This window comes from Streptomyces sp. NBC_01410 (assembly GCF_045040195.1).
Lineage (GTDB): Bacteria > Actinomycetota > Actinomycetes > Streptomycetales > Streptomycetaceae > Streptomyces.
Window position 1 is genome coordinate 7,288,875 of sequence record NZ_CP109530.1, and the last position, 15,014, is coordinate 7,303,888.

At 67.9% G+C, this 15,014-nt stretch carries 12 protein-coding genes and 1 pseudogene; 6 read left to right on the plus strand and 7 right to left on the minus strand.

Annotation, left to right across the window (positions count from 1 at the left end):
- Positions 1 to 8: 8 nt before the first annotated feature.
- On the minus strand, positions 9 to 986 hold the full coding sequence (locus OG741_RS33405) for an NAD-dependent epimerase/dehydratase family protein (RefSeq protein WP_405603878.1): 978 nt from the start codon (positions 984 to 986) through the stop codon (positions 9 to 11).
- Positions 983 to 2,191, minus strand: a complete 1,209-nt coding sequence (locus OG741_RS33410; protein ID WP_405603880.1) for a glycosyltransferase — start codon at positions 2,189 to 2,191, stop codon at positions 983 to 985. Before OG741_RS33410 ends, OG741_RS33405 begins: the two co-directional genes overlap by 4 nt.
- A 278-nt stretch (positions 2,192 to 2,469) precedes the next feature.
- Here OG741_RS33410 and OG741_RS33415 point away from each other — a divergent pair, with 278 nt between their 5' ends.
- Complete coding sequence (locus OG741_RS33415) at positions 2,470 to 3,357, plus strand: class I SAM-dependent methyltransferase (RefSeq protein WP_405603882.1); 888 nt, start codon at positions 2,470 to 2,472, stop codon at positions 3,355 to 3,357.
- Positions 3,358 to 3,445: 88 nt separating this feature from the next.
- Here the strand turns inward: OG741_RS33415 and OG741_RS33420 are convergent, their stop codons facing one another.
- From OG741_RS33420 to asnB, 3 genes are all read right to left on the minus strand, one after another.
- A complete protein-coding gene (locus OG741_RS33420; RefSeq protein WP_405603884.1) occupies positions 3,446 to 4,636 on the minus strand; it encodes a glycosyltransferase in 1,191 nt (396 codons plus the stop codon).
- A gap of 160 nt (positions 4,637 to 4,796) precedes the next feature.
- Positions 4,797 to 6,098: a lipopolysaccharide biosynthesis protein gene (locus OG741_RS33425; RefSeq protein ID WP_405603886.1), complete on the minus strand. Its 1,302-nt coding sequence runs from the start codon at positions 6,096 to 6,098 to the stop codon at positions 4,797 to 4,799.
- A complete protein-coding gene (asnB, locus tag OG741_RS33430) occupies positions 6,091 to 8,121 on the minus strand; it encodes an asparagine synthase (glutamine-hydrolyzing) (protein ID WP_405603888.1) in 2,031 nt (676 codons plus the stop codon). The genes OG741_RS33425 and asnB overlap by 8 nt, the downstream gene beginning before the upstream one ends.
- Before the next feature lie 218 nt (positions 8,122 to 8,339).
- On the opposite strand from asnB, the pseudogene OG741_RS33435 reads away from it, so the two are divergent.
- The 4 genes and pseudogenes from OG741_RS33435 to OG741_RS33450 all read left to right on the plus strand — a co-directional run.
- A pseudogene (locus OG741_RS33435) lies at positions 8,340 to 8,480 on the plus strand (Trm112 family protein); the annotation flags it as partial.
- Positions 8,481 to 9,326 (plus strand): class I SAM-dependent methyltransferase, encoded by an 846-nt coding sequence (locus tag OG741_RS33440; protein ID WP_405605902.1) that lies wholly within the window; start codon positions 8,481 to 8,483, stop codon positions 9,324 to 9,326. It abuts the pseudogene before it with no gap.
- A 101-nt stretch (positions 9,327 to 9,427) separates the two neighbouring features.
- Entirely contained in the window at positions 9,428 to 10,669 is a 1,242-nt protein-coding gene (locus OG741_RS33445; protein WP_405603890.1) for a hypothetical protein, read from the plus strand.
- A gap of 122 nt (positions 10,670 to 10,791) precedes the next feature.
- Positions 10,792 to 11,337 carry a low molecular weight phosphatase family protein gene (locus OG741_RS33450; RefSeq protein ID WP_405605904.1) on the plus strand — a complete coding sequence of 182 codons (546 nt, stop codon included), beginning with the start codon at positions 10,792 to 10,794 and terminating at the stop codon, positions 11,335 to 11,337.
- On the opposite strand, the gene OG741_RS33455 is transcribed toward OG741_RS33450, so the two are convergent.
- Positions 11,250 to 13,214 (minus strand): DUF4012 domain-containing protein, encoded by a 1,965-nt coding sequence (locus OG741_RS33455; RefSeq protein WP_405603892.1) that lies wholly within the window; start codon positions 13,212 to 13,214, stop codon positions 11,250 to 11,252. The genes OG741_RS33450 and OG741_RS33455 overlap by 88 nt on opposite strands.
- 13 nt (positions 13,215 to 13,227) lie before the next feature.
- Positions 13,228 to 13,923: an LPXTG cell wall anchor domain-containing protein gene (locus OG741_RS33460; RefSeq protein ID WP_405603894.1), complete on the minus strand. Its 696-nt coding sequence runs from the start codon at positions 13,921 to 13,923 to the stop codon at positions 13,228 to 13,230.
- A 383-nt stretch (positions 13,924 to 14,306) separates the two neighbouring features.
- Between OG741_RS33460 and OG741_RS33465 the strand changes: the two genes are divergently transcribed.
- Positions 14,307 to 14,666 (plus strand): VOC family protein, encoded by a 360-nt coding sequence (locus tag OG741_RS33465; protein ID WP_405603896.1) that lies wholly within the window; start codon positions 14,307 to 14,309, stop codon positions 14,664 to 14,666.
- The last annotated feature ends 348 nt before the right edge of the window (positions 14,667 to 15,014 follow it).

The following is a 15,014-nucleotide window of genomic DNA, read 5'->3' on the forward strand; positions in this document are numbered from 1 at the left end:
AACTGTGGTCAGCCCACTTCCACCGTGAGGCGCTCGGCAGGCGCCGCCGCCTCGTACTCGGGCAGGGTACGGAACCAGCGCACGGTCTCGGCCAGCCCCTGCTCCAGCGGCACTTGGGCGATATCCGGGAAGAGTTCGCGCAGGAGGCCGCCCGAGGCCTGGGAGTGGCGGACGTCTCCCTGCCTCGCCGCCTCGTGCCGGATGTCGGCCGGAGCCCCGATGATGTCCGCGAGCTGCCGGGTCAGGTCGATGACCGGCACCCGCGTACCGAAGGCCAGGTTGACCGGACCGGGGCACGTGACCTCGCGCAGGACGGCGTCGGCCAGCACCCTGACGACGGTTCCGATGTAGGTGAAGTCCCGCGTCTGGAGTCCGTCGCCGAAGATTCTCACCGGTGTGCCGCGCAGCAGGGCATCGATGAAGGCCGGTACGACGGCGGCATAGGCGTGACCCGCCGCCTGCAGCGGCCCGTAGACGTTGAAGAACCGGAACGCCAGGACCGGGAGGCCGAACGAGGCCCCGTAGGCAAGGACGTACGACTCGGTGGCGAGCTTGCTCGCGGCGTAGGGGCTCATGGGCCGCGTGGGCAGGTCCTCGTGCTTGGGAAGTACGGGGACGGCTCCGTAGACCGAGGAGGACGAGGCGGCGACCACGGGGACGCGATGGCGTCGGCAGGCCTCGAGGACGTACACCGTCCCGTTCGCGTTGACGTTGTGACTGGCGAGGGGGTCCGCCAGAGACCGCGGTACCGACGGGCGGGCCGCAAGGTGGACGACAGCATCCACTCCCGACACGATGTCGTCGAGGAGTTCGGGGTCGAGAATGCTGCCCTCGATCAGCTCCGCGTCGACTCCCGCCAGATTGGCCGCGAATCCTGTGCTCAGGTCATCCAGAGCGATGACCTTGCCCACGGTCGGACGTGATGCGAGCTCTCGGCAGAGGTTGGCACCGATGAATCCGGCACCTCCGGTGACTAGGACGTTCACAGTGCTGACCTTTCGAACGGGGATGCGGTCCACCACTGGCGGGCGACCGCGATGGAGGTGTAGAGAGCCTGCGTGTCGGCCACAAGACGTTCCTCGCCGAAGTGCCGGGCGGTGAACGTTCGTGCCCGTGCCCCCATCTCCTGGCGCAGTTGTCCGTCGCGCAGAAGCGTCACCGTGTGCCGGGCGAGTTCGGTGGACGACGGCTGTGCGAGGAGCCCCGTCGTACCGTCCTGCACGACCTCCGCGACGCTGCCGACGTTCGTGGCCACCACGGGAAGTCCCGCCAGCCCGGCCTCGATCAGGCTGACCGGCATGCCTTCGTTGTCCGAGGTGAGCAACACCAGGTCGGCGGCCGCGTAGACGGTCTCCACATCCGCGCGCCAGCCCAGCCGGTGGAGCGAGTCACCGAGTTCGGCGACCACCTCCGGATCGGGCTCGAAGTCACCTTCTCCGCACACCACGAAATGCGCCGCGGGAACGGCGCGACGTACTTCGCATGCCACGGCCAGAAAGCGATCTGGCCGCTTGATTCCGGTAATTCGCCCCACGTAGGCGACCACGGGACAGTCCTGCGGGAGACCGAGCAACCGCCGGGCTTCCGAGGTTTCCGGTGCGCCTGCGAGCCTGGTTCCCGGCGGCACGACCGTATATTGCTTCACCTTTCCGATACCGGCGGCGAGCAAGTCGTCCCGCACCCGGCTGCCAACGGCGACCAGGCGATCGCTGAAAGCTGCCAGCGAGCGCTCTGCCTGCACCACGACGCGGGTCTTCGCCGGGGAGAAATAACCGTGCAGGAGATGGCCGTGAAAGGTGTGCACCCTTGAGGGGACACGCGCCATGACGGCGGCCGCCCGACCGAGGGCGCCCGCTTTCGCAGTGTGCGTGTGGACGATATGGGGCCGGAATCGGCGCATGGCTCTGGCCAGTTCGACAACGCAGCGCACGTCGTCGGTGGGCCGCACGGCCCGTCCCAGCCATTCGAGCCGATGGACAGGCAGGTCGGCCGCTTGCTGATCCAGATAGTCCGCCTCACCCGAACCCACCTGACCGGTGATCAGAAGATGGTCGAATCGTTCGGGATCCAGCCCTCGCATGAGGGCCGAGACCTGAACTGCCGGACCACCGACGTTCATTCGCGTGATGACTCTCATCACGCGCAGGCGTGGAATGCCGGAACCCGTACTTCTGTGCGTGGTGGTCGACATGTGCCCGATATTAGGCCGAGCGCACTCCGGTATCCGGCAAGGGCGCGAATTGTGTTTCTGTCGCTTTGGAAACCCCTCTCGGAAATATTTCGACAGGCCAAGGAGTCCGTCGGAGGCCCGCTATTCGGCCGATTCCGTATCCGTCACCGCAGCGTCGACCCCCTTCTCGGCCGGGCGTCTGATATACCGCGTCAGTACGCGCGTTTCTCCTCGGGTCGAGCACAGGGGGTGGCGCCGGCGCCTGCGGTACACGCCCCCAGAAGGAAGGAGACCTTGAGGTGATCGACTGCACCAGCGAGGTTGAGCAGGGTAAGCGCTTTGCCTTTGGCCAGAATTGGCAGAAGTTCAGCCAGCTGGTCGACGAGGACCGTATTGCCGCCGCCCGGGACTCCCTCGTGGCGGCCTTGGGAACCGGCGACCTTACGGGGCGCGCCTTCCTGGACATCGGCTGTGGCAGCGGGCTCTTCTCGCTGGCCGCGCTTCAACTCGGTGCCAGGGTGCACTCCTTCGACTACGACCCCGACGCCGTGGCGACCACCAAGCAGCTGCGCGACCGATACGCACCCGGCAGCGACTGGCATGTCGAGCAGGGTTCGGTGCTCGATTCCTCCCTCGTCTCCCGCCTCGGACAGTTCGACATCGTCTACTCCTGGGGAGTGCTGCACCACACGGGCGCCCTGTGGGAGGCGTTGGACACCGCCTGCCGACTGGTCGCTCCCGGCGGCCTGCTGTACGTGTCGATCTACAACGATCAGGGTCTGCGCAGCCGGATGTGGAGGGGCGTCAAGCGCACCTACAACTCCTCCGGCCCGCTGGCGCGACGCCTGCTGGTCGCCGGAAGCGGGTTGTACCTGAGGACTCCCCAAAGGGCGGTCACCCTGCTGAAGTCGGTCACGACGGGGCGTCGCCCCGCCGGCGGTGAGGACCGCCGCGCTCGCGGGATGTCGGCCCGCTACGACCTCATCGACTGGGTCGGCGGCTATCCCTTCGAAGTCGCCGCTCCGGAAGAGGTGTTCCGTGTGGGCCGGCGCCATGGGCTGGAGCTGCGCCATCTCAAGACCTGCAGAGGGGGTCTGGGCTGCAACGAGTATGTCTTCGCCTCGATCACTGATCAGAACAACGCGCAGACGTCGCCTGCTGCTCGCAGCGTGACAGCTGCAGCCTGACCTTCGTCACGAACCGAAGCCCCTGCGAACCGCCCGCGCCGGGTGCGAACCGCCCGGCGCGGGCGGCGCCGCGTTCCCGGTCGAGGGGCTATCCGCGCTCCAGCAGTTTCCGGTAAAGGCTGACGTGCCGTTCCACCATGGTGTCCGCGCTCAGGTGCTCAAGTGCCCATTCCCGGGCGGCCTTTCCCAGTCGTGCGGCGGCGGTGTGGTCCGTGAGCATCCAGTGCAGGCCCTCCGCCAGAGCTTCGGCATCAGCCGCTCGCACCAGCACCCCACGGTCGCGCAGCAGTTCAGGTGTTCCGCCGACGGCGGTCGCCACCACCGGCCGGCCGGCGGCCATGGCCTCCATGACCGCATTGCTCAAGCCCTCCTCCAGGGAAGGCAGTACGACGACGTCCGCGCGGGCGAGGAAAGCTGCCACATCGGTGCGATGGCCCAGAAAGCGTACGTCGATGCCCAGCCGCTCTGCCTGCTGTTCCAGATCGGGCCGCTGCGGACCCTCCCCGATCAGGACGAGTGTGCAGCGCTGCCCCCGCTGCTGCAACCGGCAGACGGCGTCCAGCAGGTACTGGTGGCCCTTGTACGTACGCAGGTTGGCGACGCACAGCACCACGGGCAGATCCGTTGTCAGGTCAGCCGGTGCGACCGCCCGGAAGTCCTGCTCCTCCATGCCGTTGTGAATGACGGCGATCTTGTCCTGCGGCAAGCCTTCCTGGCGCAGGGCGTCCGCGGCGACGGCATGCGCGTTCGCCACGACGAAGTCGGTCATACGGGTGGCCACGCGCTCCACGGCCAGCTGCACGCGGCGCCCTTCCTTGAACGTGCCCAGACTGCGCCGCCCGGCCACGCACACCGGAACGCGCGCCAGGCGGGCCGCGGGAGCTGCCGCGATGTAGCAGTGGAACAAGTAGGCGTGCAGGACTTGCGGTCGCGCGCGCCGCAGGTGGGCCACGAGCCGGGCGAACGCCCGCAGGGCGGCAGCGGTGTCGCTGACGGCGCGCCGGAGGTCCACCCATGGCCGCGTGATTCCCCGGTAACCCAGGCTGACGATCCTCACTCCGGAACCGGCCAGCTCTTCCTCACGCGGCCCTCGCTGGCACAGCAGGAGCAACGTGGTCTCAATGCCTTGGGCGACCAGACCACGGGCCAGCATCACGACCTGCTTCTCGGCCCCGCCCAGCCCCAGTTGACCGATCATCAGGCTCACTCGCGCCAGCTCGGTATCGGTGGCGGCATTCCCGGTGATCCGTACGGCCTCGGTGTCGCGGCATCCAGTCACTGATCACAGCTCCGTCCAGCAGCAGTTCCGCACACGGGGGGTGCTCCTTCCATCCAGGCTCTCAGTCGCATTTGTTCTGGTATCGATCGCGACGCGCCGTCGTCCGGGTGAACGGCCGCCCGGCGGCTGTCGCCAGTCCGAAGCCACTGTCGAGTGGCAGTCAGACGGCAGCTCGCTTGTCCGGAACGCAGCGACGCGCGGAAGCGAGGAGGGTGAGGAGATCCGCGGCCGTCGGCAGCAGCTCCCGGGCCGGGACGCCGGTCATCCTGGTGAACAGTCGCGTCTGAAGGGCGGCCAGCAGTACGTATGCCAGCGAGGACGCCAGCGCGCAGCCCGCGGCACCCCACAGGGGAATCAGCAGCAGGTTCAGGGCCATGTTGACCGTCAACGCGATCACGGACGGGACGACGACCGTCCGCGCGCGGCGCGACCGCAGCAGGTAGGTGCTCGGAAGCCGGCTCGCCCCCAGGGCCATCACGCCGGGAGCCAGCAGCAGCACGAGGGGCACGGCTTCGGCGTACGCCGCACCGTACACGGCGGAAACCAGCAGCGGCGCGGCCAGCGTCAGCACCAGTGCCGAGCCCGTGGCCAGCAGGACCGCGTACCGGGTGATCCGGGCGGTGACGTCGGCGGATTCGGTGTCGCTGGAGTTGAACTGGCGTTTGAGCATCACCTGGGAGACGACATCCGCCAGCATGCGGCTGTACCCGGCAAGGCCCACAGCCAGGGAGTAGATGCCCACCTCCCGCGCGCCGGTGAGTGCGCTGAGCAGGTAGATGTCGGCGTTCATCAAGAGGTAAACCGAGGCGGGTCCGAGGTGGTAGCGGGCGCCGGTGGTCAGTGTCGTGCGCGCCAGCTTCAGGTCCCGGCGGCGTCCCGCAGCTGCCCCCGCGGCGGTGAACACCACCAGGGGGACACAGCCGGCGGCGACCCAGACAATCACCGCGGCTCCGACGCTCAACCGCCCCCCGGCCGCCAGTGCGGCCACCGCGGCGCACTGGGCGAGCGCACCCGCCAGCATCGACCAATTCGCCACATCGACTCGCCCCCGCAGCAAAGCGATGTTTGCGGCGTAGTTCGATGCGATGCCGAAGGGCACGCTCAGGCAGGCCATCACCACCAGGTACTGCCCCGGCAGGTTCAGGGTTTCAGGGCCGACCACGGCCACAAAGGCGGTCCCCGCAAGCCCGCTGAGTGTCCCGAGCGTGAGGGCGAGTGGCACGCTGTTGCCCGCGAGTGCCTCGCGGCGCTCGGTGCCGGTCCACAGGGCGCTCTGCGCCTGCTCCCCGGACAGGTGCCCCAGCATGGTGGCGGTTGTGGCGACCGTGACCGCCATGTAGTAGACACCGCGGCCCTCCGGCTGCAGCGACTGGGCGATAACAGCGCTGGTGACAAGGGAGAGCATCAGGCAGGCAGCCCGGCTGCCCAGTATGCCGAGAACCTGTCGCGCGGTGTCAGCCACAGTGCCCCTGGGCGGCGGGTTCGGGAGGGGCAGTTGCGATGTCGCAGGAGGTCTCGGCGCATGTGCGATGCCACAACTCGAACTGCAGGAGTGACCACAGCCGCGTGGAACGGTCGCGCCCTTCGTCATGGTCCTGCAGCAGCCCGCGCACGACCTCGGGCCGGAACAGGCCACGAGAGCGGGCGGTGTGGTCGGTCAGCAGATCGAAAGCCAGCGGTCGCAGCTCGCTGCGAAGCCAGTCCGCCAGCGGCACCCCGAAGCCGGCCTTGGGCCGCGTGATCAGCTCGGACGGCAGCCAAGGAGCCATCGCCTTCTTCAACAGGGCCTTGGTCACCTGGCCGTCGACCTTCCACCGGCCGGGCAGCCCCGCGGCCCACTCCATCAGATGGTGGTCCAGGAACGGAGAGCGGGCCTCCAGCGAGTGAGCCATCGTGGTGATGTCCACCTTCACGAGCAGGTCTCCCGGAAGGTAGGTGTTGACGTCGACGTCCATCAACCGGTTGACGTCCTCGTCTGCACGGGACGTGTCGAACACCTCCCCGATCAGCTCGTAGCTGTCGAGGTGGTCCAGCTGCTCGTGCATCGCATCCGTGTAGAGAGCGTCCTTGCTCTCGTTGGTGAAGTAGGACATGAGGCTGGCGTAGCGGTGCTGTGGCGTCTCGCCCAGCAGCCGCAGGCCCCGTCCGACCCTGCGCAACCGGGGCGTGGTGCTGGCCTCCGCCAGTGCCGAGCCGACACGGTTCAGCACGCCGTGCAGCCGGCGGGGGGCTTGCCGCCGCCCCACCTTCTTCATGTACGCATAGCGCCGGTAGCCTCCGAAGCTTTCGTCCCCACCGTCGCCGTTGAGCACCACCGTCACGTGCCGGCGGCTCAGTTCGGCCACGAAGAAGGAGGGGATGGCGGAGGAGTCGGCGAACGGCTCGTCGAAGTGCCGCGTCACCGTGGGCAGAACCTCCAGCGCGGCCGATCCCGCCACCACGAACTCATGGTGGTCGGTTCCATAGCGGCGAGCCACGGTCGCCGCGTAGGAACGCTCGTCGAAACGCTGGTCGTCGAATCCGATGCAGAACGTCTTCACGGGCCGGTCGCTGAGGCGGGCCATGGCGGCCACCACCGCGGAGGAGTCGATGCCACCGGACAGAAACGCCCCCAGCGGACGCTCGCTGACCATTCGGACCCGCGTTGCATCCAGAAGCAATTCCCTTGCCTGCTGGGCCGCATCCTGCTCGGAGCCCACCGGCCGGGGCGTGAAGTCCAGCTTCCAGTAGCGCTTCTCACTCACCTCCCCGTCCTGCCAGACCAGCAGGTGCCCGGGGGACAGCTTGCGGACTCCGCGGTAGATCGACCAGGGTGCCGGCACGTACTGGTAGGTCAGATAGTGATGCAGAGCCACCGGGTCCACCTCACGGGACACCGCCGGATCGGCCATCAGAGCCTTCAGCTCCGACGCGAACGCCAGTGAGGTCCCGGACTGCCGGTAGTACAGCGGCTTCTTGCCCACCCGGTCCCGTGCGATCAGCAGCCGGCGCCGTGACATGTCCCAGATCGCGAAGGCGAACATCCCCCGCAGATGCGCGACCAGGTCCTCGCCGTGGTCCTCGTACAGGTGGACAAGTACCTCGGTGTCGCCGTCGGTGGCGAATCGGTGCCCGCGCGCGATCAGTTGCTCGCGCAGCTCGACGAAGTTGTAGATCTCTCCGTTGAAGACCGCCGCGACGGTGCGGTCCTCGTTGTAGACGGGCTGGCCTCCGCCGACCACGTCGATGATGGCGAGTCGCCGCATCCCCAGCGCTGCGTTGGCGTCGGTGTGGTAGCCCTCTCCGTCGGGCCCCCGATGGGTGATGAGGCGGCACATCGTCCGCACCTGTTCGGGATCGGGAGGGCTGGTGGACACGATTCCAGCTACACCGCACATAAACGCTCCCCTGTGTTGCACCGTCGGATGACCGGTCCGCCAACATCGCGGGCTCCCGCTCGCCGGTGCACTGCCTCGCGGGCTGACCGCCGAGGCCCCGAGATACATACCACACGGATACGGCCATTTCGCCCGGTTTGTCGCGCAACGCCCGCCCCTCGATTCGGGAAACGTCGCGGTGTGCTCTGAATCGGTGACCTCTTCTGGCGGGTGAATGGTGGATCTCGTGATTCGGTTGCATGTCTAACTCGTCGTAATATGCGGCAAGAACACGACACGCGAGTGCTTGCCCGCCGCAATGCGACCGATCAGTTAGCTTGTCCTGCATGCACGGGAGATTGGCCGATGGCCTCGCTGAGGAGAACCGAGACGGTGGCTGGTTCGAAACGCTTCGGTGTCCGAACTGCCGTGCGCGGCTTCACGGAGAGACCACACTGACCTGCGAAAGGTGCAGAGGGACCTATCCGGTGCGTGACGGGATCCCGCGGTTCGTTCCCGAGGACAACTACGCGAAATCGTTCGGGTATCAATGGAATGCGCATCGGCTTACCCAGCTCGACTCGTATGTGGGGCTCCCCGTATCCAGAGATCGCCTGCTACGGGAGAGCGGCTGGACCGCTGATGAACTTCAGGACCGCGAAGTTCTTGAGTGCGGAAGCGGCGCCGGACGCTTCACGGAAGTGCTCTGCCAGACGGGCGCTGCCGTAACCTCCTTCGACATTTCCAAAGCGGTGGACGCCAACGCCACATCCAACGGCCGATTCGCCAACCTGCGGCTGCTCCAGGCCAGCATCTACGATCTCCCCCTGGTGGACGAGTCGTTCGACTACCTCGTCTGCCTCGGGGTCATCCAGCACACGCCCGACGTCGAGCGGTCCTTCAAGACGATCTTCCGTTACCTCCGTCCCGGTGGAAAGTTCTGCATCGACGTGTACGCGGCGATCGTCGCCTATCCGCATCTACGGCAACTGCTGCGGCCCGTCACCAAGCGAATTCCTCCCGGCAAGCTCTACAGCGTTGTCCAATCCGTGGCGCCGCGACTGCTGCCCGTTTCCATGCGTCTCGGCGCAGTTCCACGGGTGGGCGACTACCTGACCCGGCTGGTTCCCGTCGCCAATCACCGCCACCTCGGGCTGACCGACAGTCAAACCTTGCGGACCTGGACGATCCTGGACACCTTCGACTGGCTCTCGCCGCAATTCGAGCGGCCCCAGCCGCGGCGCCGACTCGAGCGCTGGTGCAGGGATCTTCGCCTGAGCGAATTCGAGATCGAACGCATTCGCGGGCTCTATGTCGTCCGTGGAACGAAGTAATACAGATCGAAAGAGGCCGGTTGACCATGCGCGCAGCGACCGTGCTCAGAAAACCGGCCGGTCCTGATCCTTCCCCGACCGACAGTCCGCGACGTACTTTCTTGGGCGCTCTGGCGGTACTCGCCGCGGCGGCTGTTCTCCACGTCGGTGTTGTTCTGGTCGTTCACTCGCAGACCAATGGCGACGCGCTCTTTCCGGATGCTCAGGGCTATAGATCGGCCAGCGACATGATTGCCGCGGCCTGGCGCAGCGGGAGCCCCTGGGAGCCGCGCAATATCTCGGGCATGGTCGGTTCCGCGGTGTGGGGCTACCCGGCGGTCATGGCCCTGTGCAGGCTCCTGACCGGTGGTGGCTGGCTGGCCGCCAAGACGGTTCTGGCTCTTCTCGCGGCCACCGGCGCGGTCGCCGCGTACGGACTGGCTCTCACGTCCGGGCGGGGGCGTAAGCGCGCCGCCGCCGCCGGACTGATGGTGGGCGCGAGTCCGTCCCTCTTGCTGTGGGATGCCTGGGGCCTGAAGGACGGGCTGATCACCAGCATCGTCCTGTGGTCCCTGCTCGTGCAGACCCGGGCGCGCTTCTCGCTCGCCTGTGTCAGCACGCTGCTGAGCATCTACGCATGTCTGTACCTGAGACCAGCGGCAGCCCTCTTTCTCGGGGTAGCTCTGCTCGCCCGGATGAGATTCCGCCGTGAGTACCTGACGGGCTCCCTTGTCCTCGTCGGGGCCGCCGCCGTCTTCATTCTTCCTCGCCTGATGACGCTCTTCGGCCTTGTGGACAGTCTGGAGGTACACGACGGAACCCGTCTCGCCTTCGGCGGGGGATACGGCTCCCAGAACCTGCTGAATCATCCTCAGTATCTGGTGACCTTGCTGCTCGGGCCGTTCCCCTGGGAGTTCGGCCCGGAGACCGCCGTGCCGGAACGCTGGCTCTATCTGGGAACCGTCATCTGGATCGCCTCTCTTTTCCTTGGTCCTACCGCACTGCGCAGGGCCTGGGCGGACACCACGGGGGTCGGGCGCGCCGCCGTGCTGGGAGCCTCGGCCTATGCCGCTGCTTATCTGGCGGCCTTCGGCGGAGCCTTCTACCGGCAGCGTTCCCTGCTCGAATGCATGCTGCTCATTCTCGTGGTGCTCTACCTCCCTCTCTCTCCTGCCAAGGCCATGATGCGGATCCACGTGTGGCTCGCCGCCATCGCTGCCGTGGCCGTCGTCCACAGCCCGCACCTCACCCCCACGGCGTGGAGCAAATATCTGGCGGTGTGCGTCCTGGGTCTGGCCGTTCCTCTGGCGTTCACGTGCGTCCGGCGTGGTGCGCCACGTCTATTTCGTGAACGCCACACGTAGAAACGCCTCCTGAAAGGATTTCCCGGTGTCGGCTTCTTCGCCGAATCCCTGCCGCTTCGCGTCCCGGGGCGAGTACGGGCGCACCATGTTCGCGGTGCTCGGCCGTGCGTGAACCGTTCCGTGTGCTTGTCGTCTGCACCGGGAACCTGCATCGCTCACCCTTGGCAGAGCGTCTGCTGGCCTTCCGACTCGCCCCGGCCGGGGGCAGGTTCCATGTGTCGAGCGCGGGAACCATCGCGGAGAACGGGGCGCCGATGGACCCGGCCGCAGCCTCCCTGCTCACCGAGCTGGGCGGGGACCCCGCCGGAGCCGCCGCCCGACGGCTCACCGCGCCGCTCGTGAGCGACGCGGAACTGGTGTTGGGTGCCGCGACGGAGCACCGCGAGGCGGCCGTCCGGCTCTCCCCGGTGCATGGGCTCGGACGCGCCTTTACGTTGCGGGAGTTCGCGCGGCTGCTGCACGAGGACGACGCGGCCGGTCTGACCGACCCCGTCGAGCGGGCCACGGCCCTGACCAGAGGGGCCGCGGCCCGGCGGGGAGCAAGCGGCGTGGGATCGTGGGACGACGACCTGGACGACCCCTATGGTGCGTCCGAGGACGAGGCAAGGGCGTGCGCCGCCCGGATCGCGGAAGCGGTGGAAGGGATCACCGCGGCAGTGCTGGGCTGACCGGTGGGGTCCCCGCTCAGTCCCCCGTCGCAGCCCGAGGAAGGGTGCACCGTGGCGTGGAGCGGGCGGGGAAGCCGCTGGTGCAGCACAGTTGGCGCGTCGTCGGCCGGGGGCTCCAGCAGGTGCAGCGTCACCGTGCGGCTGCTGCCCGCGGGTACCTCGACGTCGAGCGTGTACACGGGATGTCCGCGCTCGATGCCCGGTGACATGAGAGCGGTGCGCCCGTCGACGTTCGCCTTGATCAGATTCGCCCCTGCGGTCGCGTAGTAGGAGACGAGCAGGCGATTGTCACCCTCGCGCGTGGCATACGGCGGCTTGTCCAGGCGGTCGGTGACGTACGTCGGAAGTCCTTGGGACGGCGCACTGTTGGCGAGGACGGCTTTGACCGTGACCTCGCGGCCGGCCGCGGTGCAGCGACCGGGACGCCAGTCCAGGGTGCGGTCGAGGTAGTAGTCCAGCTTGGTGCCGGCCGCATTGTTGACCACCAGCCCGGCGTAGGGCTCCGGCCTCTGCGGCAGGGCGCCGCCGGCCGGGCGTGACTCCAGCTCCCGCTGCTCGTCGCTGTGGGCGCTCCAGATGTTCATCTGCCCGTTGCTCAGCACGTCGTACAGGCCGAGCAGCAGCCCCGGCCGCCGCTGGGGATCTTCGGCGGCGGCCAGCAACTGCCCGGCAGAGGCCCGGGCCATGTCGAGCAGGAAAGCCTTGCGCTTGAGCGGGTCCGAGTACCTCGTGTAGTTGGTGCGCTCGCTGAGATCCACCACGTTGTCCGCCGTGACGACGGTGCCGTCGGTCGTGCGCGTCGGCCCGGTGGCTGCGAGCAGTCGAGCCAGCGCGCCCGGGTCCAGTGACAACACGCCGTCGACACGCTCGCCACTCTTGTCGAGCCAGGCGGCCGACCAGATGCGTGCCGCGTAGGGGAAGTGCGGGCTCATATTGGAATTGGGCCATGTGTTGACCGCGTCGTAGTGACCGTACATGGCGGTGAATTCGGCACCGAGATCCACCTTGGGGTGGGTGGTCACCATCTCGGCGTCGTGTCCGAAGTGCGTCAGGGCCAGCCTGCCCCTGTCGGCTGTCATCAGGGCATGAGCACCGGGCATTCCACCGGTTCCCCGCGCCTCTGCGGGGTTCTGGAACACCACCAGGTAACGCCGTGGACGGTCTTCCCCCAGCATCGCCGGCAGAAGGCGGGCGCCGGTGGCGGCGTCCTCCACGGCGGGCGCCATCCGGTCCAGCCGGCCGAGGAGTTCGCCCCGGACCCGGTCCAGGGCGGGCAGCCATGTGTGGCTGGGCAGCTTGCGGGTCTCGGCACGGGTCACGGCCACCTGGCGTGAGACGTTCTCGAGAGCCGGGGCCGCCCTGCGCAGTTCGGAGAGGTCCAGGTGGCCGCCGTCGGCGCCCGCATCGTCGGCGAGATTGGCGGCGGTTCGTACGACGGCGGGCAGAACGTCACCGGTCAGCCGGTCGACTGCCTTGGCCGTACCGCGGACGGTCTCCACCGTGCCGCCGAGGCCCGGCAGATACGTCGCCATGGACCAAGCGGGTCCGGTGGTGAGGCTGTGCGCCCGGTCCGCGTGCGCCGCGGCGGACCGGGCCGCGGCTTCGCCGCGCTCCCGGCGGCCCGCGGCGTCCTTTGTCGTCGAGACCGACGAGGCGGACGCCGTCACCGAGTTCCGCAGGGTTTCCAGATCGCCGCGGGCCGCGAGCAGCTCGCTACGGGCGTACAGGCCCGTGACGACCAGCCAGCACGAACCGGCGAGGAAAGTGGCTGCCGTTGCCCACATCAGCGGCCTGGCGCGGCGGTGATTCCGTCGCACCAGGCCGGTGAAGTGGGACACAACCGCGCTGTCCCGGATTTTGCGGGTCGTCCACGGCATCCGCTGGCCTCTCTCAGCCGCGTTCGGTGTGGCTGCGCCGCCGCCGTACGATCACGAGTGACCCGCCGCCGAGAAGCACCAGAGCGCCCGCCGCGCTGAGCAGCGCCACCGTCGCATCCGAGGAACCTGTCTTCGCGAGCTGCGAGGGGTCGTGACGATGGCCCGGGTGGCCGGGGCGTCCGTGGTTGTCCCAGGGACCGTCCCCGTCGCGGGCGACTGTCAGCGCCGCGGAGAGCCAATCTCCCGATGACCGGCCCCTGAGCGCGAAGCGGTAGTCACCGGGGCGAACGTCCTCGGGGATGGTGACCGTCCCGCTGACAGCTCCGTCGCCGTCGGCTGTGAAGGTGCCCAGGTACACGGAGTCCCCGCGTCCGCCACCGTCTCCGCCACCTTCTCCGCCCTCCACAGTGGGCGACACGATGGGCAGCACGGACGACGGCGATGTCCTGAGTGCGGCCGTGGACGCGCCGCTTCGGGTGGTCGCGGCACCGCCGGGGACCAGGAGGGCGACTACCTCCTCACCCGCTTCGAAGCACGTCGCGGAGAAGGTGAGCTCATCACCGGGGGCCACGGTGTCATCGCTCAGCTCAGGGGGAGGGCATGGTGGGTACTGTGCGTAGGCCGGCTCGGCAAGCACCATCGGAGCGGCGGCAATCAGGGCTGCGGTGGCGGCGGCCATGGCGACACGCCGTCTTGATCGTCTGAGCATCGTGTTCGGCTCCTTCAGAAGGCCTTGGGCAGTGATCGTTTGTTGTTCTCGGCGCGGGGTGGACGACTTCTGGGGCCATGACTCGGACAGCAAGGCATCGACCGAATAAGCAACACAATCCATAGACGTGGGCGGTTCAGGACAAACAGGCTCGCCAGGGTGTTCCACGGGTCGGCGCACCGGTTGCACCCGACTGGCTCCCCAGCACTCGCGAATGCGGCCCGCTTCTGATGAGTCCTCGGCGCTCACGGCCCGGCAGTGAGCCGCCACTGATCGGCGCATCCGTGCGTTGCCGGACGGGTGCTGTGGTTCGGTGGCAGGGTGAGGGTGCGCGTACCTGGCTGCGCGCCGCTGGACAAGCGAGCCGCTTTCGAGGAGCAACGATGGAAGCCAACGGCATCACAGCGAATCTGCGTGTCCCGGACATCGGGGCCGCCCGCGACTTCTACACCGGCTATCTCGGCCTGAGCGTCGAAGATTTTAATATGGGCTGGGTGGCCCGCTACCGGTCGCCGGATGGACGTGCGGAGATCCAGCTCCTTACGCGCGACGCAACCGCGCCCCAGGATCCCGTCGTCTCGGTCAAGGTCGGTGCGGCTGTCGACGACGCATACGCCGAGGCACGACGGCGCGGATTCGGGATCGTCCACCCGCTCACCGAAGAACCGTGGGGCCTGCGCCGGTTCTTCGTCCGCGCACCCGACGGCAACATCCTGAACATCGCCGGCCACCCGGACGCCTGAGCAGCGACGAGTGACCCGCGTCGGTATCGACGACGGCCGGAACGGCGTCAAATCGTCGTAGGCTCCCGGGCAACGCCCTTGACCTGGAGGAAGCAGGCAGGGAGCAGACATTCCGGCGGTTTCTCGATGCTTCGTACCATGTTCAAGTCCGACATCTAGCACCCGGACATTTCCGCAGGTCAGGGGCGTGGCAGTCGGAGTTTGGTCAGCAAACGGTCAGCATCAGTCGAAACTCTGTACCGCCCCTTGCTCCCCGGGGTGTGGTGGTGGAGCGCGCTCTTCACCCCGTGGCGATGCCGGCCGCATCGACGATGCCCACGAGGTCGCGGCCGTCGATGACGGGCAGCC

What these genes read in the sequence shown, in the direction of transcription:
- OG741_RS33460 (WP_405603894.1), bottom strand. Translation starts at nt 13,923, where the DNA reads ATGCTCAGACGATCAAGACGGCGTGTCGCCATGGCCGCCGCCACCGCA.
- OG741_RS33410 (WP_405603880.1), bottom strand. Translation starts at nt 2,191, where the DNA reads ATGTCGACCACCACGCACAGAAGTACGGGTTCCGGCATTCCACGCCTG.
- OG741_RS33465 (WP_405603896.1), top strand. Translation starts at nt 14,307, where the DNA reads ATGGAAGCCAACGGCATCACAGCGAATCTGCGTGTCCCGGACATCGGG.
- OG741_RS33455 (WP_405603892.1), bottom strand. Translation starts at nt 13,214, where the DNA reads ATGCCGTGGACGACCCGCAAAATCCGGGACAGCGCGGTTGTGTCCCAC.
- asnB (WP_405603888.1), bottom strand. Translation starts at nt 8,121, where the DNA reads ATGTATCTCGGGGCCTCGGCGGTCAGCCCGCGAGGCAGTGCACCGGCG.